The organism is Bradyrhizobium sp. USDA 4353, from assembly GCF_054063215.1.
Window position 1 is genome coordinate 7,493,679 of record NZ_JBSSGB010000001.1, and the last position, 24,306, is coordinate 7,517,984.

The window sequence follows — 24,306 nt, forward strand, 5'->3', positions numbered from 1 at the left end:
GGCACCTCTTAGTGATTGTCGCGCGGCACCGGCGAGCCGGTGCGGCCGACCAGGAAGTCGAAATCCGCGCCGCGATCGGCCTGCAGCACGTGATCGATGTAGAGCTTCTGATAGCCGCGGTCGGCATGCGGCTTCGGCGGCGTCCAGGCGGCGCGGCGCGCGGCCAGCTCCTCGTCGCTGACATGCAGATGCAGCTTTCGGCCGGGAACGTCGAGCGTGATCATGTCGCCGTTCTTCACCAGCGCCAGCGGTCCGCCGACGGTGGCTTCGGGCGCGACATGCAGCACCACGGTGCCATAGGCCGTGCCGGACATGCGCGCATCGGAGATGCGGATCATGTCGCGCACGCCCTGGCGCAGCACCTTGGCCGGCAGCGGCATGTTGCCGACCTCGGCCATGCCCGGATAGCCCTTCGGACCGCAATTCTTCAGCACCATGATGCAGGACGCATCAATGTCGAGACTGTCGTCGTCGACAGCGTCATGCATCTCCTCGACGCTCTCGAACACGACCGCGCGCCCGGTATGGTTCATCAGCTCGGGCGAGGCTGCCGACGGCTTGATGACCGCGCCGTTCGGCGCGAGGTTGCCGGTGAGGATGGCGATGCCGGCTTCGGTCTTGAACGGCGTCTCGAACGGCGTGATCACCTCGGCATTGTAGTTCGGCGCCTCGGCGACATTGTCCCACAGCGTCTTGCCGTTGACGGTGCGCGCGTCCTTGTGCAGCAGGCCGCGCTCGCCGAGCGCGCGCAGCACGGCCGGCAGGCCGCCCGCGTAGTAGAAGTCTTCCATCAGGAAGCGGCCGGAAGGCATCAGATCGACGAGGCAATGCACGTCGCGGCAGAGCCGGTCGAAATCGTCGAGCGTCAGCTCGACACCGACACGGCCGGCGATGGCGAGCAGATGCACCACCGCATTGGTCGAGCCGCCGATCGCCGCCAGCGTGCGGATCGCGTTCTCGAACGCCTGGCGGGTCAGGATGTCCGACGGCTTGAGGTCCTCGCCGACCATCTCGACGATGCGGCGGCCGGCCATGCGAGCCAAGAGATTGCGGCGGGCGTCGGCGGCGGGAATCGCGGCATTCTCCGGCAGGCCGATGCCGAGCGCCTCGACCATCGAGGCCATCGTCGAGGCCGTGCCCATGGTCATGCAGCTGCCGGCGGAGCGGTTCATGCCGGCCTCGGCCTCATGGAATTCCTTCAAGGTGATCTCGCCGGCGCGCAGCTGCTCGCTCATCGAGATGATATTGGTGCCGGAGCCGATGATCTGGCCGCGATAGACGCCGCGCAATTGCGGCCCGCCGGAGACGCCGATCGCCGGCAGGTCGGCAGAGGCCGCGCCCATCAAGAGCGCCGGGGTGGTCTTGTCGCAGCCCATCAGCAGCACGACGCCGTCGAGCGGATGGGCGCGGATCGCTTCCTCGACGTCCATCGAGGCGAGGTTGCGGAACAGCATTGCGGTCGGGCGCATCGTCACCTCGCCGAGCGAGGAGACCGGGAATTCCAGCGGATAGCCGCCCGCATCCAGCACGCCCTGGCGGACATGCTCGGCGATGACGCGGAAATGCGCGTTGCAGGGCGTCAGCTCCGACCAGGTGTTGCAGATGCCGATGACCGGACGGCCCTCGAAGCGGTCCTGCGGCGTACCGCTATTCTTCAAGAATGAGCGATAATAGAAGCCCATCTTGTCCTGGCGGCCGAACCACGCCTGGCTGCGCAGCTGCTTGTCTGATGTGTCGTTGCTCATTCCTGGTCCGTTCGTGCAGCCGATTGCGCATGACGCCGCCGGCCGTTGTAGATGACTTCGATCATGGCTTCCGAGGCGCCCTCGGGATCTCCATTGGCGATCGCATCGATGATGCGCTGGTGCCAGACCAACACGGTGTCGCGATCGGCGATCTCGACCGGTGCGCTCAACACGAAGGACGCGCGCAGCGCCGCCTCGATGACCGCGCCGATCGAGCGCATGAAGGGATTGCCGGAGGCGTTGGCGACGGCGATGTGCAAGGCGAGATCGGCTTCGGCGAAGGCCACCGAGGTCGACGGTTCGCGCTCCATCCGCGCCATCGCCGTGCGCATCTCTGCGACATCGTCGTCGGTGCGGCGTTCGGCCGCGAGCGCGGCCGCGCGCGGCTCGATCGCGAGCCGAATCTCGGCGAGATCGGCAAGGAAGCGTTTGTCGATCCCTGCGTCGAGGTGCCACGCCAGCACGTCCGGATCGAACATGTTCCAGGCGGAGCGCTCGCGCACGACGGTGCCGACGCGCGCCTTGGTCGAGAGCAGGCCCTTGGCCACCAGCGTCTTGACGCTCTCGCGCAGCACCGGCCTGGAGACGCCGAAGGTCGCGGTCAGCTCGGCGTCGCCCGGCAGCCGCGCGCCCTCACCGAGACGGCCCGAGATGATGTCGATGCCGATGCTGCGGGCGACCTCGGCGTGGTTGGAATGCGCACGGCGCGTCGGGATCGAGACGATGTGCGACGACGTCATGTCGGCGCCCCCGCGGGCTTGATGTCAGCCGGCTTGGTCGCGACCAGCTTGGCGCCTGCCGGTTTGAGCGAGGAGCGGCGCGCGAGCGCCATCAGACCTTGCTGCAGCGCAATGAAGACGAACAACAGAACCCCCGTGGCGATCTTGGTCCACCAGCTCGACAGCGTGCCGTCGAAGTTGATGTAGGTCTGGATCATGCCCTGGATCAGGACGCCAAGGAAGGTGCCGATGACCGTGCCCTGCCCGCCGGTCAACAAGGTTCCGCCGATCACGACGGCTGCGATGGTATCGAGCTCGACACCGACCGCGGACAGCGAATAGCCGGCCGCGGTATAGAAGGAGAAGACGATGCCGGCGAGGCCCGCGAGCACGCTGGACAGCATATAGATTCGGATGGTCATCGGCCCGACCGGAATGCCCATCAGCGCGGTCGCAGCGCGGCTGCCGCCGAGGGCGTAGACGTTGGCGCCGAATCGCGTCAGGTGCAGCAAAAGCGCGCAGACGACGAGAATCACGAGCATCGCAATCGCGATCGCGGTGAGCCGCCCGCCACCGGGCAGCCTGATCGCAAAGTCCGAAACGGCGCTGTAGATCGGTGCGGTGATCGGGATCGATTCGGTTGACAGCAGGAAGCTGACGCCGCGCGCCAGGAACATGCCGGCCAAGGTCACGATGAAGGGCGGCAGCTCGAAGACATGGATGACCGCGCCCATCGCGGCGCCGAACAGCGCGCACAGCACGAGCACCATCGCGAACGCCGCGAGCGGCGGAATGCCCCAGCGCTCGATCGCGAGCGCAACGAAGACCGTCGTGAAGCCGATCACCGAGCCCACCGAGAGATCGATGCCACCGGAGATGATGACGAAGGTCATACCGGCCGCGACGATACCGAGGAAGGCGTTGTCGGTGAGCAGATTGGCGACCACGCGAGTCGAGGCGATGTTCGGGAATTGCAGCGCGCACAGCACAAAGCCGGCGACCAGCACGAAGGCTGTGATCGCAACCGAGGTCGAGGCCTTCATCACTTCGTCCTCCGCCAGCGCGCGGTGAAGCGCGAGAGATCGCCGAGCCGCGGCGACTGCGCCAGCAGCACGGCCAGCACGACGACGGCCTTGACCAGCAGATTGAGCTCCGGCGGATAGCCCGAGAGGAGAATGCCGGTGTTCATGGCCTGGATGATCAGCGCGCCGGCCACCGCCAGAACGAGACTGAAGCGGCCGCCGAACAGCGAGGTGCCGCCGATGACGACCGCGAGGATCGCATCGAGCTCCAGCCACAGCCCGGCATTGTTGGCATCGGCGCCCATGATGTCGGCGGCGGCGATGACGCCGGCGAGCGACGCGCACAGGCCGCACCAGACATAGACCGAGAGGATCATCGCGCGGGTGCCGACGCCTGAGAGCTCACTGGCGCGGGCATTGCCGCCGGTCGCCTCGATCAGAAGCCCGAGCGCGCTGCCGCGCACGACCGCTGCCGTCACCAGCAGCATGCCCAACGCGATCACGACCGGTGTCGGCAGGCCGAGCACCGCGCCGTTGCCCATCCATACGAGGTCCGGCGAGGTGAACGTAACGATGCGGCCCTCGGTGATGAGCTGCGCAATGCCGCGGCCAGCGACCATCAGAATGAGCGTGGCGACGATCGGCTGGATGCGGAGCACGGCGACGAGAATGCCGTTCCACAGCCCGCAGGCAAGGCCGACGGCGAGCGCCGACGCGAGCACGACCGGCAGGGAATGGGTGTCGGCGAGGCTCGCCGCGGTGGCGCCCGCGATGGCCATGACGGCGCCGACCGAGAGATCGATGCCGCCGGTCGCGATCACCAGCACCATGCCGAGCGACAATAGCGCCACCGGTGTGCCGCGGTTGAGCACATCGATCACGCTGCCGAACAGCCGGCCGTCCTGCAGATGCAGGTTGAAGAACTGCGGCGACACCAGGCGATCGATCATCAGGATGATGATCAGCGCCAAGGCCTGCGCCATGCCGCGGCGGGGAATGCGGAGCGTCATGATGCGGCCTCGTGCGCCGGCGCGGTGTCGGCGGCGATCGCCGCGAGAATGCTGGAGACCTCGATGGCGTCGCCCTTCAGCTCCTCGACATGCTCGCGATCACGCAGCACCACGACGCGATTCGAGTAGGTGACGATCTCGTCGAGCTCGGAGGAGATGACGAGCAGCGCCAGGCCCTGGTCGCACAGCTCGCGGACGAGACGGATGATCTCGGCATGCGCGCCGACATCGATGCCGCGCGTGGGCTCGTCCAGCACCAGCAGCTTCGGCGAGGTCGCCAGCCAGCGAGCGAGCAGCGCCTTCTGCTGATTGCCGCCGGACAACAGCCCGATCGGCCGCTCCGGGTCCGGCGGCCGGATGTCGAGCATGCGGATGTAGCGCATCGCGATCTCGTCCTGCTCGCGCCGCGACAGCGGACGGTGCAGCCCGCGCCGCGCCTGCAACGCCAGCACGATGTTCTCGCGCACGGTGAGATCGGCGACGATGCCCTCGGTCTTGCGCTCCTCCGGGCAATAGCCGAAGCCGAAGCCTGCGCCATCGCGCGGCGAATTCAGCTTGATCGGCTTGCCGTCGATCGTGGCTTCGCCGCTGTCGGCGCGCTCGGCGCCGAACACCAGCCGCGCCGTCTCGGTGCGCCCGGAGCCGAGCAGGCCGGCGAGGCCTACGACTTCGCCGCGGCGCAGCTCCAGATCGAACGGCGCGACATAGCCCTGCTTGCCGAAATTCTTGAAGCTGACGCAGACCTCGCGCGCCGTGTCGGGCTGGCTCGCTGCACGCTCATGCGTGGTCTCGGCCAGCTCACGGCCCAGCATCATGCGGATGAGATCGAGCCGCGGCAAATCGGCGATGTCGCGCGAGCCGATCAGCCGGCCGTTGCGCAGCACGGTGACGCGGTCGCAGATCTCATAGACCTGATCGAGGAAATGGCTGACGAAGACGATGCCGATGCCGCGATCCGCCAGCTTGCGCATCACGCTGAACAGGATCTCGACCTCGTGGCGGTCGAGGCTCGCGGTCGGCTCGTCGAGAATGAGCACGCGCGCCGACAGATCGACCGCCCGGGCGATCGCCGTGATGTGCTGGACCGCAACCGAGTAGCTGGAAAGCGGCGCACCGACATCGATATCCAGGCCGTAGTCGAGCAGCAGCGCACGCGCGCGCCGCTTCATCTCGCTTTCGCGCACGACGCCGAACCGCGTCGGCTGGCGGCCGAGATAGAGATTCTGCGCCACCGACAAATTCGGCAGCAGGTTCACTTCCTGATAGACGGTGGCGATACCGGCATCGACGGCGTCCTTGGCCGAGCGCGGCGCGATCTCGCGGCCGGCGAGCCGGACAGTGCCGGCATCACGCGCGAACACGCCGGTGACCACCTTGATGAGCGTCGACTTGCCGGCGCCGTTTTCGCCCAGCAGCGCGTGGATCTCGCCTTCACCCAGCGTGAAGTCGACGCCATCGAGCGCTTTCAGCGCACCGAAGCTCTTCGACAGACCGCGAATCTCCAGCAGGGCTGGACGGCTGGCCGGCGGAGCTGAAGGGTCAGACATGACGAACTACTTGACGAAGATCGGTGAAGTCGACACCCGCGCAAAGCGCGGGCGCCAAGCGATCTGCCACCGCCGCCCCGGCTTTCGCCAGGACGACGGCGACAAACACGGGCAGGCTCAGTAGCCCAGACCCTTCTTGCTGTCGTAGACCTTCATCGGCTCGTCGGCCGCCGTGTAGAGCTTCGACTCGGTCTGGATCCACTTCGGCGGAACCGTGCCCTTTTCCTTGAAGGCAACGATGGCGTCGAAGGCCGGGCCGGCCATGTTCGGCGTCAGCTCGACGGTCGCATTGGCCTCGCCCGCGGCGATCGCCTTGAAGATGTCCGGCACCGCGTCGATCGAGACGGTCAGGATGTCCTTGCCCGGCTTGAGGCCGGCTTCCTTCATCGCCTGGATCGCGCCGACCATCATGTCGTCGTTGTGGGCGTAGACGGCGCAGATCGACTTGCCGCCGTTCTCGGCCTTGATGAAGCTCTCCATCACTTCCTTGCCCTTGGCGCGGGTGAAGTCGCCGGTCTGGCTGCGCACGACCTTCAGATTGGCGTTCTTGGCGACGACGGAGTCGAAGCCCTTCTTGCGGTTGGTGGCGACGCTGGCGCCGACCGTGCCCTGCAGCTCGACGACGTTGCAGTCCTTGCCGCCGACGGCCTTGGCGAGCCACTCGCCGGCGACCGCGCCTTCATGCACGCTGTCGGAGGTGACGGCGGTCAGATAGAGGTCCTTGCCCGAGGGATCGATGTCGCGGTCGAGCAGCACGACCGGGATCTTGGCTTCCTTGGCTTCCTTCAGCACGGCGTCCCAGCCCGAGGCCACGACCGGCGCCAGGAAGATCGCGTCGACGTTCTGCGCGATGAAGGAGCGGATCGCCTTGATCTGGTTTTCCTGCTTCTGCTGCGCGTCGGCGATCTTCAAATTGATCTTGCGCTTGGCGGCTTCCGACTTCGAGACCGAGGTCTCGGCGGCGCGCCAGCCGGATTCCGATCCGATCTGCGAAAAGCCGACGGTCAGCTCCGCGGCGCTGGCTGAGGTCGCAAGCAGCAAGGCGGCCGTTGCCGAGGCCGCAAAAAGGGCTTTCAGAGTCATCAGGCGTTCTCTCCCACAAGAGTATCTGTTGTAGATGCGGCGCCGCTTGATAGCGGTGTCTTCGCACCGTTCCCGCCAGCCGCGACGGCTGACGGGCCCGTTATTCCACGGAACCTCTGGCCTGACTAGTCATATTATTTGACTGTAATACTTTTTGAGGGGTCTTTGCACAGCCCGCGCCGATGCGCAGCAGAGCACTTCCGGAAATCGGCAGCAGATCAAAATGCAATCAGAGGTAAAAGAGGCTTAACGCAGCGTCGTCGCGTCGCGCGCGCGCTGCTCGATGGCGGCCCAGGCCGCCGCCTTGATGTCCGCCGCCGGCGCGATCCAGGAGCCACCGATCGCAACGACCTTCTTGTGCGCGAGCCACTGCGCGGCATTGCCCGCATTGATGCCGCCGGTCGGGCAGAAGCGCACGTTGGGAAAAGGCCCGGCCAATGCATCGAGCGCGGCGAGCCCGCCGGCCGGGACCGCGGGGAAGAACTTCACCAACTCATAACCGCGCGTGACGCAGGCAATCAGGTCTGATGGCGTCTGGACGCCCGGCGCGAACGGCAGCGCGCCGGCATTGGCCGCATCGAGCAGCTCGATCGACATGCCCGGACTGATCGCGAACGCGGCGCCGAGCTTGGCGGCGCGCTCGTAATCGGCCGGCGTCAGCACGGTGCCGATGCCGACCACAGCGTCGGGCACCTCGTTGATGATCGCGCGCGCCGCGTCGAGCCCGGCCTGGGTGCGCAAGGTGATCTCGATGACGCGAAGACCACCGGCGACGAGCGCGCGCGCCAGCGGCACGGCCTGTGCCGCGTCCTCGATCGTGATCACCGGGATCACCGGCGCCAGCGCGAACACGGCATCGAGCTTCGCGCGCTTGTCCGAACTGCTCATCATGCCTCGCTCAGTGCCAGAATGTCCCGCGGCATCGCAGTCGCCGGGATCACCGCGCCGGGCGCCATGATCACGGCGCCGGCGAGCCGGTGTCCGGCCAACGCCGCCTTGCGCGGAGGTGCGCCCTTGATGCGTGCCGCCAGATAGCCCGCGTTGAAGGAATCGCCGGCTGCTGTGGTGTCGATCGGCTGCAGCACCGCGGGCGGCGCGATGTCGACCAGCACGCCATCGGCATGGATCAGGCTGCCACGCGGCCCGCGCTTGACCACGACCTCACCCACGCCCGCGTCCTTGAAGCGGCGCAGACAGACCGAGGCATCGGCGTCGCCAAACAGCATCTGCTCGTCCTCGAGCGTCGGCAGCGCGATGTCGACCAGCGGCAGGATCGCCCGGAACGCACGCTGAGCGATCTCGCGGCTCGCCCAGCCGCGCGGCCGGTAGTTGCCGTCGAACACCACGCGCGCCCCGCGCTTGCGGGCAACCGTGAGCAGCTCGCGCAGCTTGGCCTTGCCGGTCTCGCCATACAGCGACAAGCTGATGCCTGAGAGATAGATCCAATCGAAGCGCGACAGCCGGTCGAGCATGTCGCGATCGGCGCGGTCGAACAGCTCGCGCGCCGGCGCACGGTCGCGCCAATACAGGAAGCTGCGCTCTCCCCGGGCGTCGCGCTCGATCATATAGAGGCCGGGCACGCGGCCCTCGACCCGCAGCACCTCGGAGGTGTCGATGCCCTCCGCCTGCCATGCCGCCAGCATCATCGCGCTCAGCGGATCGTCGCCCAGCGCGGTCACGTAGGAGGTGGGCACGCCGAGCCGCGACAGGTAGAGCGCCGTGTTGAGCGTGTCGCCGCCGAAGCCGCGCCTGAACAGGCTGCCGTCCTCCTGCGCAAACTCCACCATGCACTCTCCGATGCAGGCGACTCTCATCGGCGTCAATCCCACGATCAAAACGTCAAATGAACCTTCATCGCGCGGCTTCGATCGCTGGCGAGCTCGAAGGCGGAAATTGCCTCCTGGAACGGCAGCGTGGCTGAGATCAGCGGCTTGACGTCGAGCAGTCCCTCGCCCATCAGCCGCACCGCCAGATCGAATTCACGGTCGAACCGGAAGGTGCCGCGCAATTGCAGCTCCTTCGTGACCAGCGTGTTGAGCGGCAGGGTCATTTCGCCGCCGAGCCCGAGCTGCACGATCACCCCGCCCGGCCTCATCACATCGAGCGCCGCCCGCAGCGCGGCCTGGTTGCCGGAGGCCTCGAACAGCACGTCGAACGTGCCCTTGCCGGCGCGCCACGGATCGAGCGCGGATGGCTCCGCGCCGACATTGAGGGCATGGCTGGCGCCGAGCTTGCGGGCGACCCCGAGCGGCGCCTCGGCGACATCGGTCGCGACGATCTCGGCCGCACCGCCGTAGCGCGCGACCAGGATCGACAGCGCCCCGATCGGGCCGCAGCCCGTCACCAGCACGCGCTTGCCGAGCAGCGAGCCTGCCTGATGCGCGGCATGCAGGCACACCGACAATGGCTCGGCCATCGCGGCCTCGCCCAGCGAGAGCGAGGGGCCGATCGGCACCGCCTGCGAGGCATCGACCGTGATGAACTCGCGGAAGCCGCCCTGCACGTGGGGATCGCGCATCGCGCTGCCCATGAAGCGCATGTCGAGGCACTGGTTGCGCAGCCCCTCGCGACAATAGGCGCAGTGGCCGCACGGCAGGCTCGGATTGACCGCGACGCGGGCGCCTTCGGCGAGCCCTGTCACGCCGGCGCCAACCGCGGCGATGACGCCGGCAATCTCGTGGCCGAGCGCCATCGGCTGCTTGATGCGCACGGTGCCGAAGCCACCGTGATGATAGTAGTGCAGGTCCGACCCGCAAATGCCGCCGGTCGCGATCTTGACCCGCACCTGCCCCGCCTCCGGCGCGGGATCCGGAAAATTGTCGATGCGCAAATCCTTGGGCGCGTGAATCACGACGGCACGCATCGGCCGGGTCTCCCTGTCTGGTCTTGTCCGTCGATCCTAGATCACGGCGCGCTCAGACCGGCAAGCGGTTGATGGCCGCAACCGCCGTCATCACGCCGCGGATCTCGGCGAGGCCCTTCAGGCGGCCCACCAGCGGGTAGCCGGGGTGAGTCCCGCGGCCGATATCGTCAGCCAGCTCATGACCGTGATCGGGCCGGAACGGGATGCGCCAGTCCGGATCGCCCTCGGCCTTGCGCCGGGCCTGCTCCTTGAGCAGCGTTGTCACGACCTTAACCATGTCGACATCGCCGCGCAGATGCTCCGCCTCCATGAACGAGCCGTCGAGCATCTTCGTCACGTTGCGCAGGTGCACGAAGCGAATGTGCGGGGCGAAGCGCTCGGCCATGGCCGGCACGTTGTTCTGGCCGCCGGCGCCCAACGCACCCGTGCAGAACGTGAGGCCGTTCGCCTTCGACGGGACGGCATCGACGATGAATTGCAGATCATCGGCCGACGACACCACGCGCGGCAGGCCGAACAGATCGCGCGGCGGGTCGTCGGGATGCACGCACAGGCTGACGCCGCATTCCTCCGCCGTTGGCACCACCTCGCGCAGGAAGCGCGCGTAGTTGGCGCGAAGCTCGGCATGGCCGATGCCGCGATACTTCTCCAGCATCCGGCGCAGGCCCGGCACGTCGTAGCGGTCATAGGCCCCAGGCAGTCCGGCCATGATGGTCGCCAGCAGCCGGTCCTTGTCGGCTTCCGAGGCCTGCGTCACCCATGCTTTCGCACGGTCGAGCACGTCGGCGGAGAATTCCGCCTCGGCGCCGGGGCGCTGGAGGATGTAGCAGTCGAACGCCGCCAAGCGATCCATGTCGAAGCGCAGCGCGGTGGCGCCGCCCGGCAGGCGATGCGCAAGCTCGGTGCGGGTCCAGTCCAGCACGGCCATGAAATTGTAGCAGACGGTGGTGATGCCGCAGGCGGCGAGGTTGCGCAGCGACTGCCGGTAGTTGTCGAACAGCTCCGTGAGATTCCCCTCACCGAGCTTGATGGCTTCGGAGACGGGAAGGCTCTCGACAACGCTCCAGCGCAGCCGCAGCGATGAATCGCCCTCGATCAGGCCGATGCGCTTGATGATCTCGTCGGTGCTCCACACCACGCCATAGGGAATCTGATGCAGCGCCGTTACGATCCCGGTCGCACCGGTCTGGCGCACTTGCGGCAAAGTGATGGGATCGTCAGGTCCGAACCAGCGCCACGTCTGTTCCATGTCGTCCTCCTGGCGAGCTCGCCGTCGATCGCGTGACGGCGATGTGATCTCATCGCTTTGCGTCATGAAAGGGGCTTCCGCCAATGACGCCTGGAGCCGATGTCGTCAAGCCTCGCTCCTCCTGGCTGTCAAATCCGACCTCTCGAACACCGACGGCTTGAGCTCCACGCCGAGCCCCGGCCCCTGCATCGGATAGACGTAACCGCCTTTGATCTCCGGCATCGCCGTGACCAGCTCGTTGTACCAGCCGTTGTAGAACGCACGCACCGACTCCTGGATTAAGGTGTTCGGCTGGCTGAACGACATGTGCACCGCGGCGACGAAGCCGACCGGGCCGATGCAGTCATGCGGCGCGAACGGCCGGTGATAGGTCTCCGCCAGCGCCGCGATCTTGCGCCCCTCGGTGAGCCCGCCGGTCCAGCACAGATCGGCCATCACGACGTGGACGGCGTCGCGGTCGAGCATGTCCTTGTACGGGTAGCGCGAGCCGAGCGTTTCGCTGGCGGTGACCCAGACGTCGGTCGACCGTGCGAACTCCGCCAGCGCCTGCGGCGAGTTCATCCGGATCGGGTCCTCGTACCAGGTCGGCTGATAGTCTTCGAGGACACGCGCGATCTGCTTGGCCGTCGGAAGGTTCCAGAGGGAGTGCAGTTCGACCATGATCTCCATGCGGTCGCCGACAGCTTTCCGGATCTTCTCGAACGGCGCCACTGCCGCTTTCATCTGTGCTGCCGTGATGAACAATCCCTCGTTCTCCTGCGCCGCCGGATCGAACGGCCAGATCTTCATCGCCGAGATGCCGCTCTCCAATAGATCCTCGGCAAGCGCATCGGCGCGGTTCATGAAGGCGTCGAGATCCTCATAGCGTCCCTTCGTCTCCAGGCTCCAGTTCGACACCGGGCGGATGTTGGATGAGCGCACGTAGCGCGTGCCCGCGCAGGTGTTGTAGATGCGCTGGCGGTCGCGGCACAGGCCGCCGAGCATCTGGTGCACCGGCTGGCCGCAGACCTTGCCGAACAGGTCCCACAGCGCGATGTCGATGGCGGAGGCCGCGCGATATTCGACGCCGGTGGAGGACTGCGCCATCGGCAGGTTCAGCATGTCGCGATGAAGCGCCTCGATGCGCAGCGGATCGCGCCCGAGCAGACGCGACGCCAGCGTGTCATGGATATGCGCCTCCACCGCGCCGGCGCCATAGAACGTCTCGCCGAGCCCGACGATGTCGGCATCCGTGTGCACGCGCACCCAGATGACATTGGCGAACTCCTCGGTGCGCAGCGTCTCGATGGCGGTGATCTTCATTCTCGTCTCCCGTGGCGCGGCCCACGGTTCCAGCCGCAGACCACCGATGTCGTGCGACGAGACAACGCAAGGGAACCTTGATCGATCTCAGCCGTCAAAGAAATCGGACATTGGAACGGCGACCGAACCCTCCGCGCGACCTCCGCTGCGGAAACGCTACGCGTCGCCGCAGTGAAAGGCACCCGCCATGAGCGTCGCAACGGCCACCGACATTCCCCCGCAGCGAACGACGATCGACAACGCCGTCCGCTATCTCGTCCAGAACTACAGCCCGAAGGGCAACCGCGTCGGCTGGCTGATGATGGCCTCGATCCTGGTCGAGGCGTGGGACCTCTACTCCATCGCCTTCGTGCTGATCTTCATCAAGGAGCAGTTCAACCCGGGCCCGCTGGAGCTCGGCCTCGCCGCCGCCGGCACGCAGGGCGGCGCGCTGATCGGCGCCCTGCTCGGCGGCTGGCTCTCCGACAAGATCGGACGCCGATGGATGTTTCTCGGCACCATGACGATGTTCGTCGTGCTGGCGCTGGCGCAGGCGTTCGTTCCCAACGTGGCCTGGCTGATCGTCGTTCGCTTTCTGCTCGGCCTGCCGCTCGGCAGCGACATCTCGACCGGCTACACCTACATCATGGAATCGATGGCCAAGGGCCAGCGCGAGGTCATGGGCAATCGCTGGCAGTTCATGTTCGCGGTCGGCGAGGTGCTGACGCTCGGCGTCATCGCGCTGTTCCTCATCGCCGAGATCAATCACGAGACCGTCTGGCGCGTTACCCTGGGCCTCGGCGCGGTGCCGGCACTGATCATCCTGTTCCTGCGCCACGACGTGCCGGAGACCGCCGTTTGGCTGGTGCAGCACGGCCGCTTCCGCGAGGCCAAGGAGGTGGCGCGGCAGATGTACAATGACGACCTCGCGATGCTGCCGAACCAGGACATGGTGGTGGAGAAGCCGAGCACCTGGGACTTCCTCTCCGACCTGCGCAAGGACCCGATCCGCTGGCGCGCGACGATCTACGGCTGGATCGCCTGCTTTGCGCAAGGCGCGGAGTTCGCGACCTTCGGCTTCTATCTGCCGGTGCTGTTCACGATGGTCGGCGTCTCCACCACGCTCGGCAATAATCTCGTCACGATGGCGCTGTTCTGCCTCGCCGCCGTGTCCGGCTGGGTCGGGCCGTTGCTGACACCCAAAATCGGTCATCGCGGCATCGGCATCGCCGGCTTCGCGATCGTGCTGGTGTCACTGATCGTGGCCGCCGGCGCGCTCTACACCGGCCACACCATCATCCTGCCGTTCGCCGCCGCCGCGATGCTGTGGGGCCACTATTGGGACGCCTCGAACTGCATGACGATCCCGACCATGGTTGCGCGCCCGCGCTATCGCGGCACCGCCAGCGGCTTCGCCTACATGTTCGTGAAGCTGCCGTCGTTCCTGGCGATCTTCCTGTTCCCGGCGCTGTTCACCGCCATCGGCCAGGCCAACGCGACATTGTTCGTCGCCATCTTCCCGCTGGCCGGACTGCTCGCCGCGATCTTCATCCTGCCGGAGGTGTATGGCTACGAGGCGGATTGAGATCGGAGTATTGAACTATACGTTTGGCAGCAGCTTGCCCGGGTTCATCAGCCCGTGCGGATCAAGCGTCCGCTTGAGCTGACGCATCAGCTCGAGCTCGAGCGGCGGCTTGCACAGCGGCATCTCGGAGGTGCGGAGCTGGCCGATGCCGTGCTCGGCGCTGATCGAGCCGCGGCGGCGGGTGATCTCGTCATGGACGAGGCGGGTGATGCGCGGGCCGCGCTCGTCAAACTCGGCCTCGCTCATCGCGAGCGGATGCATCAGATTGTAGTGCAGATTGCCGTCGCCGAGATGGCCGAACACCATCGGGCGGATGCCGGGCAGCGCCGCGCCGACGGCGGCGTCCATGACATCGACAAAATCGGCGATCTCGGCGACGGGCACGGCGATATCGTGCTTCAGCGCCTTGCCCTCGCGCACCAGCGCTTCCGACACGCTCTCGCGCACGCGCCAGAAGGCCTTGGCCTGGGTGCCGTCCTGCGCGATGACCGCGTCGGCGACGAGTCCTTCTGCCATGGCGTCGGTCAGCGTAGTCTCGAGTCGCGCCGTCAGCGCGGCCTCCTCGCCGATATCGCTGAGCTCGATCAGTACGGCCGCCTCAGGCAAGGCAGCGAACGGCAGCCGTGCATCGGGGATCTGCCGCGTGATCATCTCGAGCGTCGCCGCGGTCAGGAATTCGAACGCCGTGAGGCGATCGCCGCACCGGGCGCGCGAGCGCTGCAGCAGCTTGAGCGCGGCGGTGACATCAGCGACGGCGACGAAGGCGGTGGCGCGCGCGGTCGGCTGCGGGAACAGCTTCAGCACGGCGCCGGTGATGATGCCGAGCGTGCCTTCCGAGCTGATGAAAAGATCGCGCAGCGCGTAACCGCTGTTGTCCTTGCGCAGGGCGCGCAGACCGTCCCAGATGCGGCCGTCGGGCAGCACCACTTCAAGCCCGAGCGTCAGCTCGCGCATCACGCCGTAGCGCAGCACGGCCACGCCGCCGGCATTGGCCGCGAGATTGCCGCCGACCGTGCAACTGCCCTCGGAGCCCAGGCTGAGCGGGAAGAACAGGCCCGCCTCGCGCGCCGCATCCTGCACCTTGGCGAGCACGACGCCGGCGTCGACAACGATGGTTTGTCCGATCGCATCGAGCGCGCGAACCTTGTTCATCCGCGACAGCGACAGCACGATCGCATGACCGCTCGCATCCGGCGTGGCGCCGCCCGACAGGCTGGTGTGACCGCCCTGCGGCACCACGGCAACGCGCGCCTCGGCGCAGGCGGCCATGACGGCCGCGACCTCGGCCGTGGATCCGGGCCGTACCACGGCGATGGCCGCGCCGTGATACTTGCCGAGCCAGTCGCGCAGATAGATCGCCTGATCCTCAGGCGCGGTCAGGACATGAGAGGCACCCACAAGACCCTGCAAATTGGTGATCAGCTTCGTCATGACGCGCGCGGAGACCTTTGTCGGTGATCGTTTTACGATGGCCGTAAACTAACAGGATGGGCGGCATCGCCCCCAATACCAAGTTGTCCGCCGTCCATAATCGATTGTTATGGGTGGTGAGAGCCGGGCCCCATGGTTCGAGACGCGCCGCATGCGGCGCTCCTCACCATGAGGGTTTGGCACCGAAGGCGCTCCTGCACACTGACCATGAACACGCCGCGAGGCGTGTTCATGGAGAGGAGTCGGACTCGTGCAGCAAAGACCGGCCTCGTCCTGAGGAGCCCGCCGAAGGCGGGCGTCTCGAAGGACGGAGAAGGACATGCCAGCTCTTCCGCGTCCTCGTCAAACAGGACAAACCTGAAGCGCCCTCGGCGGCGCGATGTGCGGGACCGCATCGACCAGCTCGCGGGTGTAGTCGGTCTGCGGATTGGCGAACAGCGCCCGGCTCTCGCCCTGCTCGACGATGGCGCCGGTGCGCAGCACGATGGTGCGGTCGCACATCATGCGCACGACGTTGAGATCGTGGCTAACGAACAGGAAGGCGAGATTGTCCTCGCGCCTGAGCTTGTTGAGGAGCTGCAGCACCACCGCCTGCACGGAGACGTCGAGCGCCGCCGTCGGCTCGTCCAACACAAGGAGGCGCGGCTTGCAGGCGATCGCGCGGGCGATGCCGACGCGCGCCTTCTGCCCGCCTGAGAGCTGATGCGGGAAGCGCTGTAGCAGCTCGCGCGGCAGGCCGACGCGCTCGGCGCATTCCTCGACCCGCTGGCGCATGGTGTTACCCGAGCGCATGTTCATCAGCCGGTACAGCGGATGCGCGATGCAGTCGAACGCGGTGTAGCGCGGATTGAGGCTGTCGTTCGGATCCTGGAAGACGATCTGGATGTCCTTGCGCAACTCGGAGCGGTGGAAGTCACGCGCCGGAATGCCGCCGATCGACTGGCCGTCGAACAGGATCTCGCCTTCGCTCGGGTCGAGCAGCCGGCAAATCATCCGGGAGGTCGTGCTCTTGCCCGAGCCGCTCTCGCCAACCAGGCCGACGCTCTCGCCGCCGCGCATCGTCATCGAGAAATCGGCGACGCCGATGGTGCCGTCGTCGAAGCGTTTGACGATGTTCTTGACGTCGAGCAGCAGCGGCGTGCCATGCGGCGGAGGCGGCAGCGCGGTCACCTCGACCAGCGGAATCCTGTCGCCGTCAGGCACGAGGTCCTCGATGCGCGAGGTCGCGGTCGGCGACGCCGCGACCAGCCGCTTGCTGTAGGGATGCTGCGGCCGGTGGAACAAGGTCAGCGGCTCGGCCTCCTCGACCAGCCTGCCCTGCTCCATCACCACGACGCGCGCGCAATAGCGCGCGGCGAGGCCGAGGTCGTGCGTGATCAGGATCGTCGCCATGCCGCGGTCGGCCGCGATCTTGGCGAGCAGGTCCATCACCACCTTCTGCGTGGTGACGTCGAGGCCGGTGGTCGGCTCGTCGGCGATCAGCAGCGACGGATTGCAGGAGATCGCGACCGCGATCATCACCCGCTGGCACATGCCGCCGGAGAGCTCGTGCGGATACGCCGACATGCGCCGCTCGGGATCGCGGATCTGCACGGCCTTGAGCAGGTTCAGCGCCTCGGCGAGCGCCTCCTGCCGCGACAACCGTCGATGCGCGAGGATCGCATCCGCGACCTGCTGGCCGATGGTGCGGATCGGGTTCAGCGCCGCGCGCGGGTTCTGGAAGATCATCGACATCGCAGCCCCATGAAGGCTGCGCAGATCGGCGCCGCCGGCGCGGGTAATGTCCTGGCCCTTGAAGCGGATCCGGCCGTCGGCAATGCGGCCGGCTTTGTCGAGCAGATGGGTGATGGCAAAGCCTGTCACCGACTTGCCGGAGCCGCTCTCGCCGACGAGGCCGAGCATCTCGCCCGGCTGCAGCGACAGCGATACGCCACGCACCGCCTCGACGAGGCCGCGGCGCGTCGAGAAGGTGACCTTGAGGTTTTCGACTTCCAACAACGGCGCGGTCACGTGCGCATCCTCGGATGCGCCACGCTTGTTCATTCTGATATCCGCCGTCATGTGCGCATCCGGGGATCGAGAATGTCACGCAGACCATCGCCAAGCAGGTTGAAGCACAGCACCGCGCTCATCAGCGCGAGGCCTGGGAAAGCCACGAGCCACCAGCGCCCGGTCGAGATGAAGCGCGCGCCCTCGGCGACCATGATTCCCCATTCCGGCGTCGGCGGCTTGACGCCGAGGCCGATGAAGGAGAGGCCCGCGGCATTGAGGATCGCCCAGCCGAGATTGAGCGACATCTGCACCGCCATCGCCGGCAGCACGTTCGGCAGCAGGAAGCGCAGCACCACGGCGACGTGGCTCTCGCCGCAGGCGCGCGCGGCCTCGACCCAGCCGAGGTTGCGGCGGATGTTCACCTCGGCGCGCGCGAAGCGGATGTAGAACGGCAGATTGATGATCGCGGTCGCGATCACGATGTTCTCGACGCGGTTGCCGAGTGCGGCGACCATGGCCATCGCCAGCACGAACAGCGGGAATGCCATCAGCACGTCGACGAAGCGGCCGACCGCCTTGTCGAGCCGGCCACCGGCATAGCCGCAGAGCGCGCCGATGACGGAGCCGATCGCGAAGGACACGGCCACTGCGGTCACCGCAATGGTGAGATCGAGCCGGCTCGCCACGATCAGGCGGCTCAGCACGTCACGGCCGAGCTGGTCGGTGCCGAACCAATGCGCCGCACTTGGCGGCTGCAGGGCTGCGGGCACATCCGAGGCGATGGGATCGTAGGGCGCGAGCCAGGGTGCAAAGATCGCCATCAGCGCCAGTAGAACGGCGCCGCCGGCCGCGATCGCGGTGACCGGATTGCCGCGCAGCACGAAGGCGGTGTGGCGCAGGGTCGATGAAGTCTCGATCGTGGTCATGCTCATGCCACCGTCGCGCGGGGATCGGCCATGCCGTAGAGCAGATCGACCAGAAGGTTAACGATCACGAAGATGGTCGCCATCAGCAGCACGAAGCCCTGCACCGGCGCGTAGTCGGAGACCAGCAGCGCGTCGAGCGCGTAGGACGCGACACCCGGCCAGGAGAACACTTTCTCGACCGAGCACGTTCGCGCCCAGCATGGTCGAGAACACGATGCCGGCAATGGTGATCACGGGCAGGATCGCGTTCCGCAAGGCATAGGTGACGACGATGCGCCACCAGGACAGCCCGACCGAGCGCGCGGTGCGGACGAAATCGCTGCCGAGCGACACCAGCATCGAGGCGCGGGTGATGCGCGCCAGCGGCGCGATCACGAACAGCGCCATCGTAACGGCCGGCAGCATCAGCTGCCGCGCCGCCGCCCACCAGCCCTCGAGATCGCCGGCGAGCAGGAAGTCGATGATCAGGAAGCCGGTGCGTTGCGGCGGCAGGCTCGCGAAGATGTCGATGCGGCCCGTGGGATCGGGCGCGAGGCCGAACAGATAATAGAACACGTAGATCAGCAGCAGTCCGGAGACGAAGGTCGGCACGCAAACGCCGAGCGAGCAGAACAGCCTCACGCCGTGATCGATCAGCGATCCCGGCCTGAGCGCGGCGATGACGCCGAGCGGCACGGCCGAGACCAGCGCGATCAGCAGCGCCGTCAACGTCAGCTCCAGCGAGGCCGGCAGGCGATCCTTGAGATCCTTCGCGACCGCCTGCCCCGTCATCATCGAGCGGCCGAGATTGCCGCTGGCGACGTCGGTCAGATAGATCACGAGCTGGTTCGGCAGCGGCTTGTCGAGCCCGAGCTGCTTGCGGATGACCTCGATCTCCTCCTTGCCGGCGTTCGGGCCGGAGGCGAAGAACACGGCCGGGTCCCCCGGCAGCACGCGCATCAGAAGGAAGGTGAAAACCAGGACGCCGAACAGCGCCGGCAGCGACGAGACGAAGCGTCGTCCCGCCCGCAGCAGAGTTGCGCCGATCGTGTTCATGGGTCTTGGTTCTCCTAACTCGTCGTCAATAAACCGCAGCGCCCGCCGCGACTTCCACCTCTCCCCACCGGGGAGAGGTCGCGCCGAAGGCGCGGGTGAGGGGGCGCCACGGCAAAATCATCCAATGTAACCCCTCACCCGGATCGCATCTTGCGATGCGATCCGACCTCTCCCTACGGGAGAGGTGAACGGTCAGCGCCGCGGGAGTTCTTCCAATATCGATCAGCTTCTCTCATCGCAGCCTCGCCTCTCCAAACGCGACTCCCACCTCTCCCCATCGGGGAGAGGTCGCGCCGAAGGCGCGGGTGAGGCGGCGCCACGGCAAAATCATCCAATGTAACCCCTCACCCGGATCGCATCTTGCGATGCGATCCGACCTCTCCCTCCGGGAGAGGTGCGCGCGCATGCAGCGCGCGTCTACTCCAGTCGGCTCCTCAGTCCTACTTGCGGCTCAGGTTACGATAATCGACCTGCCGCGTGAACTGGTAGACGTAGCCATCCACCGTCGGCTGCATCACCGCGTCCTGCGCCGCCTGCCAGATCGGGATCTGGAACATCTGGTCGAAATGGATCGCGTTGAGTGCCTTGCCCTGCTCCTCATACTTCGCCTTGTCGGCCTCGAAGCGCGCCTCCTGCGCGATCTTCTCCAATTCGGCGTTGTCGGTGGACGAGTAGTTCCAGCGCTGCTTGCCGGTGTAGAAGTTGCGATAGAAGTAGTCGGTCGAGGGCAGCCAGGCGACGATGCCCTCGATGAAGAACGGCAGCTTCTTCTCGTTGATCGCCGTCGACATCTGCGCGTCCGGCAGCTTCTGGATATCGACCTTGATGCCGATCTTAGCCAACGATTCCTTCACCAGCGCCGCCATCGGCTCGGCCGTCGCAGCCTGGCCGACGTTGAAGCTGAAGGTGGTCGAGAAGCCCTCGGGCATGCCCGCGTCCTTCAGATAGGCCTTGGCTTTCTCCAGGTCGAGCTTGATCGGCTGCGGGATCGGATAGCCGCCGCTCGGCGGCTTGCCGTCCGCCCAGGTCGCGCCGTAGAGCGGCGCGCCGCGGCCGAACAGCGCCGCCTTGAACATGTCGTCATAAGGCAGCGCATAAGCGATCGCGCGGCGCACGTTGACGTTGTCGAACGGCGCGATGGTGTTGTTCATCGAGATGAAGGTCACTGCGTTATACTGCGGCGTCGAGATCACCTTCAGCTTGCCCTTGCCTTCGAGCGACTGCACGTCGCTGGCCTGGAGATCGATCACGAGATCGGCGTCGCCGCGCTCGACGAGGTTGGCGCGCGTCGCCGGCTCCGGCACCGACTGGATGATCAGCCGCTTGAACGCCGCCGGCTTGTCCGGCGTGCCGCGGTTCCAGGCGTCGTTGCGCTTGGCGATCACCTGCTCGCCGGGCTTGAAGGTCTCGACGATGTAGGCGCCGCTACCGGCCGCGTTTTCCTTGGTCCAGTTCAGCGCCCACGGATCTTCAGCCGTCGCATGCGCCTTGGCGAGCTTGGAGTTGATGATGATCGGATAGACGGTGGCGAGGTTCGGCAGCGCCAGCTTGTCCGGCTTCGGCAAGGTAACTTCGATCGTCAGGGGATCGATGACCTTGAACTGATCGGCCGAGGTCAGCGATCCCGTCAGCAACTGCGCCTTGCCGAGAATCGGCGCGGTGACGCAGCGGTCGAGCGACCATTTGACGTCCTCGGCGGTCACAGGCGAACCATCCTGGAACTTGGCATCGGGGCGCAGCTTGAAGGTGATCTTCAATCCGTCGGCGCTGACGGAATAGGATTCGGCGAGTTCGCCGTTGATCGTGTCGAGATCGAACACCCATTTACCATTAAGCTGCTTGCGGCCGAACGACACCAGACGGTCGTAGCTCGACATCGACAGCGCGAAGGCTTCGCGCGTCGAGCCGGGAATATTAGGATCGAGCGTGTTGACGGTCGCGCCGGTGACGTAGCGCAACGTCTCAGCGCGGCTCTGCGCATGCGCCGACGGCGCCGCGAGTGTCACCGCGAGCAACGCGGTCGCCGCGAACAACGAACGTTTGGACATCTTAAAACTCATCGCCCCTGTTCCCTCGCTAGTCTCAAAATCCGGGACTAAAACATCTGCCAGCAGTCACCGGCGCTGCCGGCTCATCTGATGCACGCGTAGCAGCAAATCACGTGCCACGACGCACCTCGGCCTGTCTCACATCATAGGCCTGGAAGTTGGCCCAATGCTTGTCGATGTCGGCCGTGAACAATCCACGCGTCAGACCATGCACGAGCTTCGGCACAGCGGTCGTCATCGCGTTGATGGATGATCCCGATGCACCGAAGCTCATCGTCGAGGCGATCGCGAACACATGGATGTCGCGGATCCACGGCGTCTCGCCCGCCTTGCGCTCGCACAACGCGTAGTCGTCGGCGAGATAGGGAAATGCACCGAGCCGATCGTTGCGCTCGCTCTCATCTGGCGTGTAGCGGTCCGACCAGCGTGCGATGTTCGCTGCGAAGCGCTGCAGCTCCGGCCGCTTGGTGAAATCCATCGAGATGCCGGTCGCGCTGATCACGAAATCCGCCGTGACCTCGCCTTTTGCCGTCTGCAGCACGACGCCATCAGCTGTCTCGCGCGCAGCGATCAAAGGCGCGCCTTCATGCAGATGGAACGCGGCGTGGCGGGCGCAGCGATCGTAGGTGTGCTGCGGAAAGCCTTCGCGCAGACCCAGGACGGCGTTCATGAAGCGCCAGCGCCAGGCATCATCGAGCTCGGAGAAGTGTCGCAGGAAGCCGCGGAAGGTCAGCCAGCGATACGGCTGGATCAGCTGGATTTCCGCGCGGCGGCACAACAGATCGACGCTGTCAGCACCGGCCTCGAGCGCAACGGCCGCGTTGTCGAAGGCGGACGCGCCAGCACCGATCACGGCGACGCGGCGGCCACGCAGGTTTTCGAAATCGATCTCGGCGCCGGAATGCGCGCATCGCGTCGCGGGCAGATGGCGCAGCGGTTCCGGGATGCTCCAATCGCCCATGCCTTCCTGGCCGGTCGCGAGCACGATCTTGCGCGCATACAGCGCGGTCTCGCCGTCCTTGCTGCGCACCGTGGCCTTGAGCAGCCCATCAGCGGCCGGCGAAATGTCGACGACCTCGCAAGCATTGCGCATGGGAAGATCGAGCACCTCGCGATACCAGGCGAGATAGTCTGCCCAATATTCGCGCGGGATCAGGTTAAGATCGCGCCAGCTGTCGCTGCCGAACTTCGCCTCGTGCCACGCCTGATAGGTCAGGCAGGGAATGTCGAGATCGGGTCCGGTGAAATCCTTCGGGCTGCGCAGGGTGGGCATGCGCGCATAAGTCATCCACGGCCCTTCGCGGCCTTCTTCGGCCTTGTCGAGCACGAGGATGTTGCTGACGCGCGAGCGCAGCAGCGCGAATGCAGTTGCAAGACCCGACTGGCCGCCGCCGACGATCAGCACATCGAGTGCAGTGCGACCATCGGGACCGGTGACGGGCGTCAGCCAGGGCATGGTGGGATGCGCGATTTTCGCAAGATCGCTGCGAACCTGGGCCATCAGTGCGGCGAGACCGTCGCTCATGCCGGCCACCGAATGAAACACGCGCCATCGCGCGCGACACGCTTGCTGTCGCTCACGCTTTCTCCACCAGTCAGTTCACCCGGCGACCGAAGCTTAGCAAAGCGAACCTCAAGCCTTCCATACCGATTTGTCCGCCGCCCATAACCGCTTGTTATGGGATGGGCGGCGCGCGTACAGTGTGGTGGCATTGCAGCGAGACAAGAGGTCGCATGCCGCTCAATCTGCGCCAGATCGAGGTCTTCCGCGCCATCATGATCACCGGTTCGATCAGCGGCGCCGCGCGACTCTTGTCGGTGTCGCAGCCCGCCATCAGCCGGCTGCTCGCCTACACCGAGGACGGCCTGAAGCTGAAGCTGTTCGAGCGCATCAGCGGCCGGGTGCAGCCGACGCCGGAGGCGAAGCGGCTGTTCGCGGAGGTCGAGCACATCCATCGCGGCGTCGCACGCATCAATGATCTCGCCGACGAATTGCGCGCCGGCGGCACCGGCACGATCCGTGTCGTGGCCAGCCCGAGCGCGGGATACGGCATGGTGCCGGACGCGCTGGCGCGGCTGCGCAGCCGCTTTCCCGATCTGCGCGTCGAGTTCGAATCGCTGACGCTGCTGGACATCGTCAACCGCGTCGGCACCGCCCGCGCCGATGTCGGCGTCACCGTGCTGCCGGTCGACGAGCCCACGGTGGCGGTGGAGACCATCGCGGAGGGCGCGCTGCATGTGATCATGCCGGCGGATCATGCGCTGGCGAAGCTGCGCAGCATCCGTCCGAAGGACATGCTGCCCTACCCGCTGGTCGGCTTCGGCCCACAGACACCTTACGGCCACATCGTCACGTCCGCCTTGGCCGGCGGCCCGGAGCCCACCACGATCGTGCGCTACACCCCCGACGCCTGCGCCATGGTCCGCGCCGGCGCGGGCCTTGCCGTGGTCGACGAGTTCGTCCTGCGCGGCCGCGCCTGGCCCGACCTCATTGCGCGTCAGCTGCTGCCGAAGACGCCGATGCGCGCGTATCTGCTGACGCCGCGATTCGAGCCGCTGTCACGCAATGCGGCGGCGCTGGCGGATATTTTGCGAGGACGCGATCGGAAGGGCGCGACGGCGAAGCGCTAATTGATCTAGCTATTAGGATCCCACCTCTCTCCGCGCAAACCGTGAGCTCCCCTCCCCCTTGCGGGGAGGGGTCGGGGGTGGGGGTCCACGAGTCCCGCTCGATGTGAGGCGCTCGAACAAGTGTCGAAGCTCGAACAGC

General features: G+C 66.5%; 19 protein-coding genes and 1 pseudogene. 3 read left to right on the forward strand and 17 right to left on the reverse strand.

Annotated elements, in window-relative coordinates:
• Nucleotides 1–8 precede the first annotated feature (8 nt).
• From ACVILH_RS33740 to ACVILH_RS33760, 5 genes are read right to left on the reverse strand one after another with little or no spacing between them, the layout of a single operon-like run.
• Nucleotides 9–1,745 carry an IlvD/Edd family dehydratase gene (locus ACVILH_RS33740; RefSeq protein WP_456716752.1) on the reverse strand — a complete coding sequence of 579 codons (1,737 nt, stop codon included), beginning with the start codon at nt 1,743–1,745 and terminating at the stop codon, nt 9–11.
• Nucleotides 1,742–2,485, reverse strand: coding sequence for a FadR/GntR family transcriptional regulator (locus ACVILH_RS33745; RefSeq protein ID WP_456716753.1), 744 nt, complete (start codon nt 2,483–2,485; stop codon nt 1,742–1,744). Before ACVILH_RS33745 ends, ACVILH_RS33740 begins: the two co-directional genes overlap by 4 nt.
• Nucleotides 2,482–3,507, reverse strand: a complete 1,026-nt coding sequence (yjfF, locus tag ACVILH_RS33750; RefSeq protein WP_456716754.1) for a galactofuranose ABC transporter, permease protein YjfF — start codon at nt 3,505–3,507, stop codon at nt 2,482–2,484. The genes ACVILH_RS33745 and yjfF overlap by 4 nt, the downstream gene beginning before the upstream one ends.
• On the reverse strand, nt 3,507–4,496 hold the full coding sequence (locus tag ACVILH_RS33755) for an ABC transporter permease subunit (protein ID WP_434857213.1): 990 nt from the start codon (nt 4,494–4,496) through the stop codon (nt 3,507–3,509). The genes yjfF and ACVILH_RS33755 overlap by 1 nt, the downstream gene beginning before the upstream one ends.
• Nucleotides 4,493–6,043 carry a sugar ABC transporter ATP-binding protein gene (locus ACVILH_RS33760; RefSeq protein ID WP_456716755.1) on the reverse strand — a complete coding sequence of 517 codons (1,551 nt, stop codon included), beginning with the start codon at nt 6,041–6,043 and terminating at the stop codon, nt 4,493–4,495. Before ACVILH_RS33760 ends, ACVILH_RS33755 begins: the two co-directional genes overlap by 4 nt.
• On the opposite strand from ACVILH_RS33760, the gene ACVILH_RS33765 reads away from it, so the two are divergent.
• Complete coding sequence (locus tag ACVILH_RS33765; protein WP_456716756.1) at nt 6,042–6,167, forward strand: hypothetical protein; 126 nt, start codon at nt 6,042–6,044, stop codon at nt 6,165–6,167. The genes ACVILH_RS33760 and ACVILH_RS33765 overlap by 2 nt on opposite strands.
• On the opposite strand, the gene ytfQ is transcribed toward ACVILH_RS33765, so the two are convergent.
• The 6 genes from ytfQ to ACVILH_RS33795 form a co-directional block, all read right to left on the reverse strand.
• Complete coding sequence (gene ytfQ / locus ACVILH_RS33770; protein ID WP_456716757.1) at nt 6,161–7,126, reverse strand: galactofuranose ABC transporter, galactofuranose-binding protein YtfQ; 966 nt, start codon at nt 7,124–7,126, stop codon at nt 6,161–6,163. The genes ACVILH_RS33765 and ytfQ overlap by 7 nt on opposite strands.
• A 246-nt stretch (nt 7,127–7,372) precedes the next feature.
• A complete protein-coding gene (gene eda, locus ACVILH_RS33775) occupies nt 7,373–8,017 on the reverse strand; it encodes a bifunctional 4-hydroxy-2-oxoglutarate aldolase/2-dehydro-3-deoxy-phosphogluconate aldolase (protein WP_456716758.1) in 645 nt (214 codons plus the stop codon).
• Nucleotides 8,014–8,910: a sugar kinase gene (locus ACVILH_RS33780; protein WP_456717161.1), complete on the reverse strand. Its 897-nt coding sequence runs from the start codon at nt 8,908–8,910 to the stop codon at nt 8,014–8,016. The genes eda and ACVILH_RS33780 overlap by 4 nt, the downstream gene beginning before the upstream one ends.
• Before the next feature lie 47 nt (nt 8,911–8,957).
• Complete coding sequence (locus tag ACVILH_RS33785) at nt 8,958–9,989, reverse strand: L-idonate 5-dehydrogenase (RefSeq protein ID WP_456716759.1); 1,032 nt, start codon at nt 9,987–9,989, stop codon at nt 8,958–8,960.
• Between the two features lie 52 nt (nt 9,990–10,041).
• Nucleotides 10,042–11,238, reverse strand: a complete 1,197-nt coding sequence (gene uxuA / locus ACVILH_RS33790; RefSeq protein WP_456716760.1) for a mannonate dehydratase — start codon at nt 11,236–11,238, stop codon at nt 10,042–10,044.
• A 105-nt stretch (nt 11,239–11,343) separates the two neighbouring features.
• The gene (locus ACVILH_RS33795; protein WP_456716761.1) at nt 11,344–12,540 is read right to left on the reverse strand and encodes a mandelate racemase/muconate lactonizing enzyme family protein; all 1,197 of its coding nucleotides are present in this window, start codon (nt 12,538–12,540) and stop codon (nt 11,344–11,346) included.
• A 187-nt stretch (nt 12,541–12,727) separates the two neighbouring features.
• Here ACVILH_RS33795 and ACVILH_RS33800 point away from each other — a divergent pair, with 187 nt between their 5' ends.
• Nucleotides 12,728–14,104, forward strand: a complete 1,377-nt coding sequence (locus tag ACVILH_RS33800; RefSeq protein ID WP_456716762.1) for an MFS transporter — start codon at nt 12,728–12,730, stop codon at nt 14,102–14,104.
• A 15-nt stretch (nt 14,105–14,119) separates the two neighbouring features.
• On the opposite strand, the gene ACVILH_RS33805 is transcribed toward ACVILH_RS33800, so the two are convergent.
• From ACVILH_RS33805 to ACVILH_RS33830, 6 genes and pseudogenes are all read right to left on the reverse strand, one after another.
• Nucleotides 14,120–15,535: an FAD-binding oxidoreductase gene (locus ACVILH_RS33805; protein ID WP_456716763.1), complete on the reverse strand. Its 1,416-nt coding sequence runs from the start codon at nt 15,533–15,535 to the stop codon at nt 14,120–14,122.
• Nucleotides 15,536–15,877: 342 nt separating this feature from the next.
• Nucleotides 15,878–17,578, reverse strand: a complete 1,701-nt coding sequence (gene nikE / locus ACVILH_RS33810; protein ID WP_456716764.1) for a nickel ABC transporter ATP-binding protein NikE — start codon at nt 17,576–17,578, stop codon at nt 15,878–15,880.
• Between the two features lie 14 nt (nt 17,579–17,592).
• A complete protein-coding gene (locus ACVILH_RS33815) occupies nt 17,593–18,453 on the reverse strand; it encodes an ABC transporter permease subunit (RefSeq protein ID WP_434857263.1) in 861 nt (286 codons plus the stop codon).
• Between the two features lie 2 nt (nt 18,454–18,455).
• A pseudogene (locus tag ACVILH_RS33820) lies at nt 18,456–19,488 on the reverse strand (ABC transporter permease).
• A gap of 440 nt (nt 19,489–19,928) precedes the next feature.
• Nucleotides 19,929–21,548 carry an ABC transporter substrate-binding protein gene (locus ACVILH_RS33825; protein WP_456716765.1) on the reverse strand — a complete coding sequence of 540 codons (1,620 nt, stop codon included), beginning with the start codon at nt 21,546–21,548 and terminating at the stop codon, nt 19,929–19,931.
• 97 nt (nt 21,549–21,645) lie between these two features.
• On the reverse strand, nt 21,646–23,061 hold the full coding sequence (locus ACVILH_RS33830; protein WP_456716766.1) for an NAD(P)-binding domain-containing protein: 1,416 nt from the start codon (nt 23,059–23,061) through the stop codon (nt 21,646–21,648).
• Nucleotides 23,062–23,270: 209 nt separating this feature from the next.
• On the opposite strand from ACVILH_RS33830, the gene ACVILH_RS33835 reads away from it, so the two are divergent.
• A complete protein-coding gene (locus ACVILH_RS33835) occupies nt 23,271–24,167 on the forward strand; it encodes a LysR family transcriptional regulator (RefSeq protein WP_456716767.1) in 897 nt (298 codons plus the stop codon).
• The last annotated feature ends 139 nt before the right edge of the window (nt 24,168–24,306 follow it).

What these genes read in the sequence shown, in the direction of transcription:
- ACVILH_RS33740 (WP_456716752.1), bottom strand. Translation starts at nt 1,745, where the DNA reads ATGAGCAACGACACATCAGACAAGCAGCTGCGCAGCCAGGCGTGGTTC.
- ACVILH_RS33745 (WP_456716753.1), bottom strand. Translation starts at nt 2,485, where the DNA reads ATGACGTCGTCGCACATCGTCTCGATCCCGACGCGCCGTGCGCATTCC.
- yjfF (WP_456716754.1), bottom strand. Translation starts at nt 3,507, where the DNA reads ATGAAGGCCTCGACCTCGGTTGCGATCACAGCCTTCGTGCTGGTCGCC.
- ACVILH_RS33755 (WP_434857213.1), bottom strand. Translation starts at nt 4,496, where the DNA reads ATGACGCTCCGCATTCCCCGCCGCGGCATGGCGCAGGCCTTGGCGCTG.
- ACVILH_RS33765 (WP_456716756.1), top strand. Translation starts at nt 6,042, where the DNA reads ATGACGAACTACTTGACGAAGATCGGTGAAGTCGACACCCGCGCAAAG.
- ACVILH_RS33760 (WP_456716755.1), bottom strand. Translation starts at nt 6,043, where the DNA reads ATGTCTGACCCTTCAGCTCCGCCGGCCAGCCGTCCAGCCCTGCTGGAG.
- ytfQ (WP_456716757.1), bottom strand. Translation starts at nt 7,126, where the DNA reads ATGACTCTGAAAGCCCTTTTTGCGGCCTCGGCAACGGCCGCCTTGCTG.
- eda (WP_456716758.1), bottom strand. Translation starts at nt 8,017, where the DNA reads ATGATGAGCAGTTCGGACAAGCGCGCGAAGCTCGATGCCGTGTTCGCG.
- ACVILH_RS33785 (WP_456716759.1), bottom strand. Translation starts at nt 9,989, where the DNA reads ATGCGTGCCGTCGTGATTCACGCGCCCAAGGATTTGCGCATCGACAAT.
- uxuA (WP_456716760.1), bottom strand. Translation starts at nt 11,238, where the DNA reads ATGGAACAGACGTGGCGCTGGTTCGGACCTGACGATCCCATCACTTTG.
- ACVILH_RS33795 (WP_456716761.1), bottom strand. Translation starts at nt 12,540, where the DNA reads ATGAAGATCACCGCCATCGAGACGCTGCGCACCGAGGAGTTCGCCAAT.
- ACVILH_RS33800 (WP_456716762.1), top strand. Translation starts at nt 12,728, where the DNA reads ATGAGCGTCGCAACGGCCACCGACATTCCCCCGCAGCGAACGACGATC.
- ACVILH_RS33805 (WP_456716763.1), bottom strand. Translation starts at nt 15,535, where the DNA reads ATGACGAAGCTGATCACCAATTTGCAGGGTCTTGTGGGTGCCTCTCAT.
- nikE (WP_456716764.1), bottom strand. Translation starts at nt 17,578, where the DNA reads ATGAACAAGCGTGGCGCATCCGAGGATGCGCACGTGACCGCGCCGTTG.
- ACVILH_RS33815 (WP_434857263.1), bottom strand. Translation starts at nt 18,453, where the DNA reads ATGACCACGATCGAGACTTCATCGACCCTGCGCCACACCGCCTTCGTG.
- ACVILH_RS33825 (WP_456716765.1), bottom strand. Translation starts at nt 21,548, where the DNA reads ATGAGTTTTAAGATGTCCAAACGTTCGTTGTTCGCGGCGACCGCGTTG.
- ACVILH_RS33830 (WP_456716766.1), bottom strand. Translation starts at nt 23,061, where the DNA reads ATGAGCGACGGTCTCGCCGCACTGATGGCCCAGGTTCGCAGCGATCTT.
- ACVILH_RS33835 (WP_456716767.1), top strand. Translation starts at nt 23,271, where the DNA reads ATGCCGCTCAATCTGCGCCAGATCGAGGTCTTCCGCGCCATCATGATC.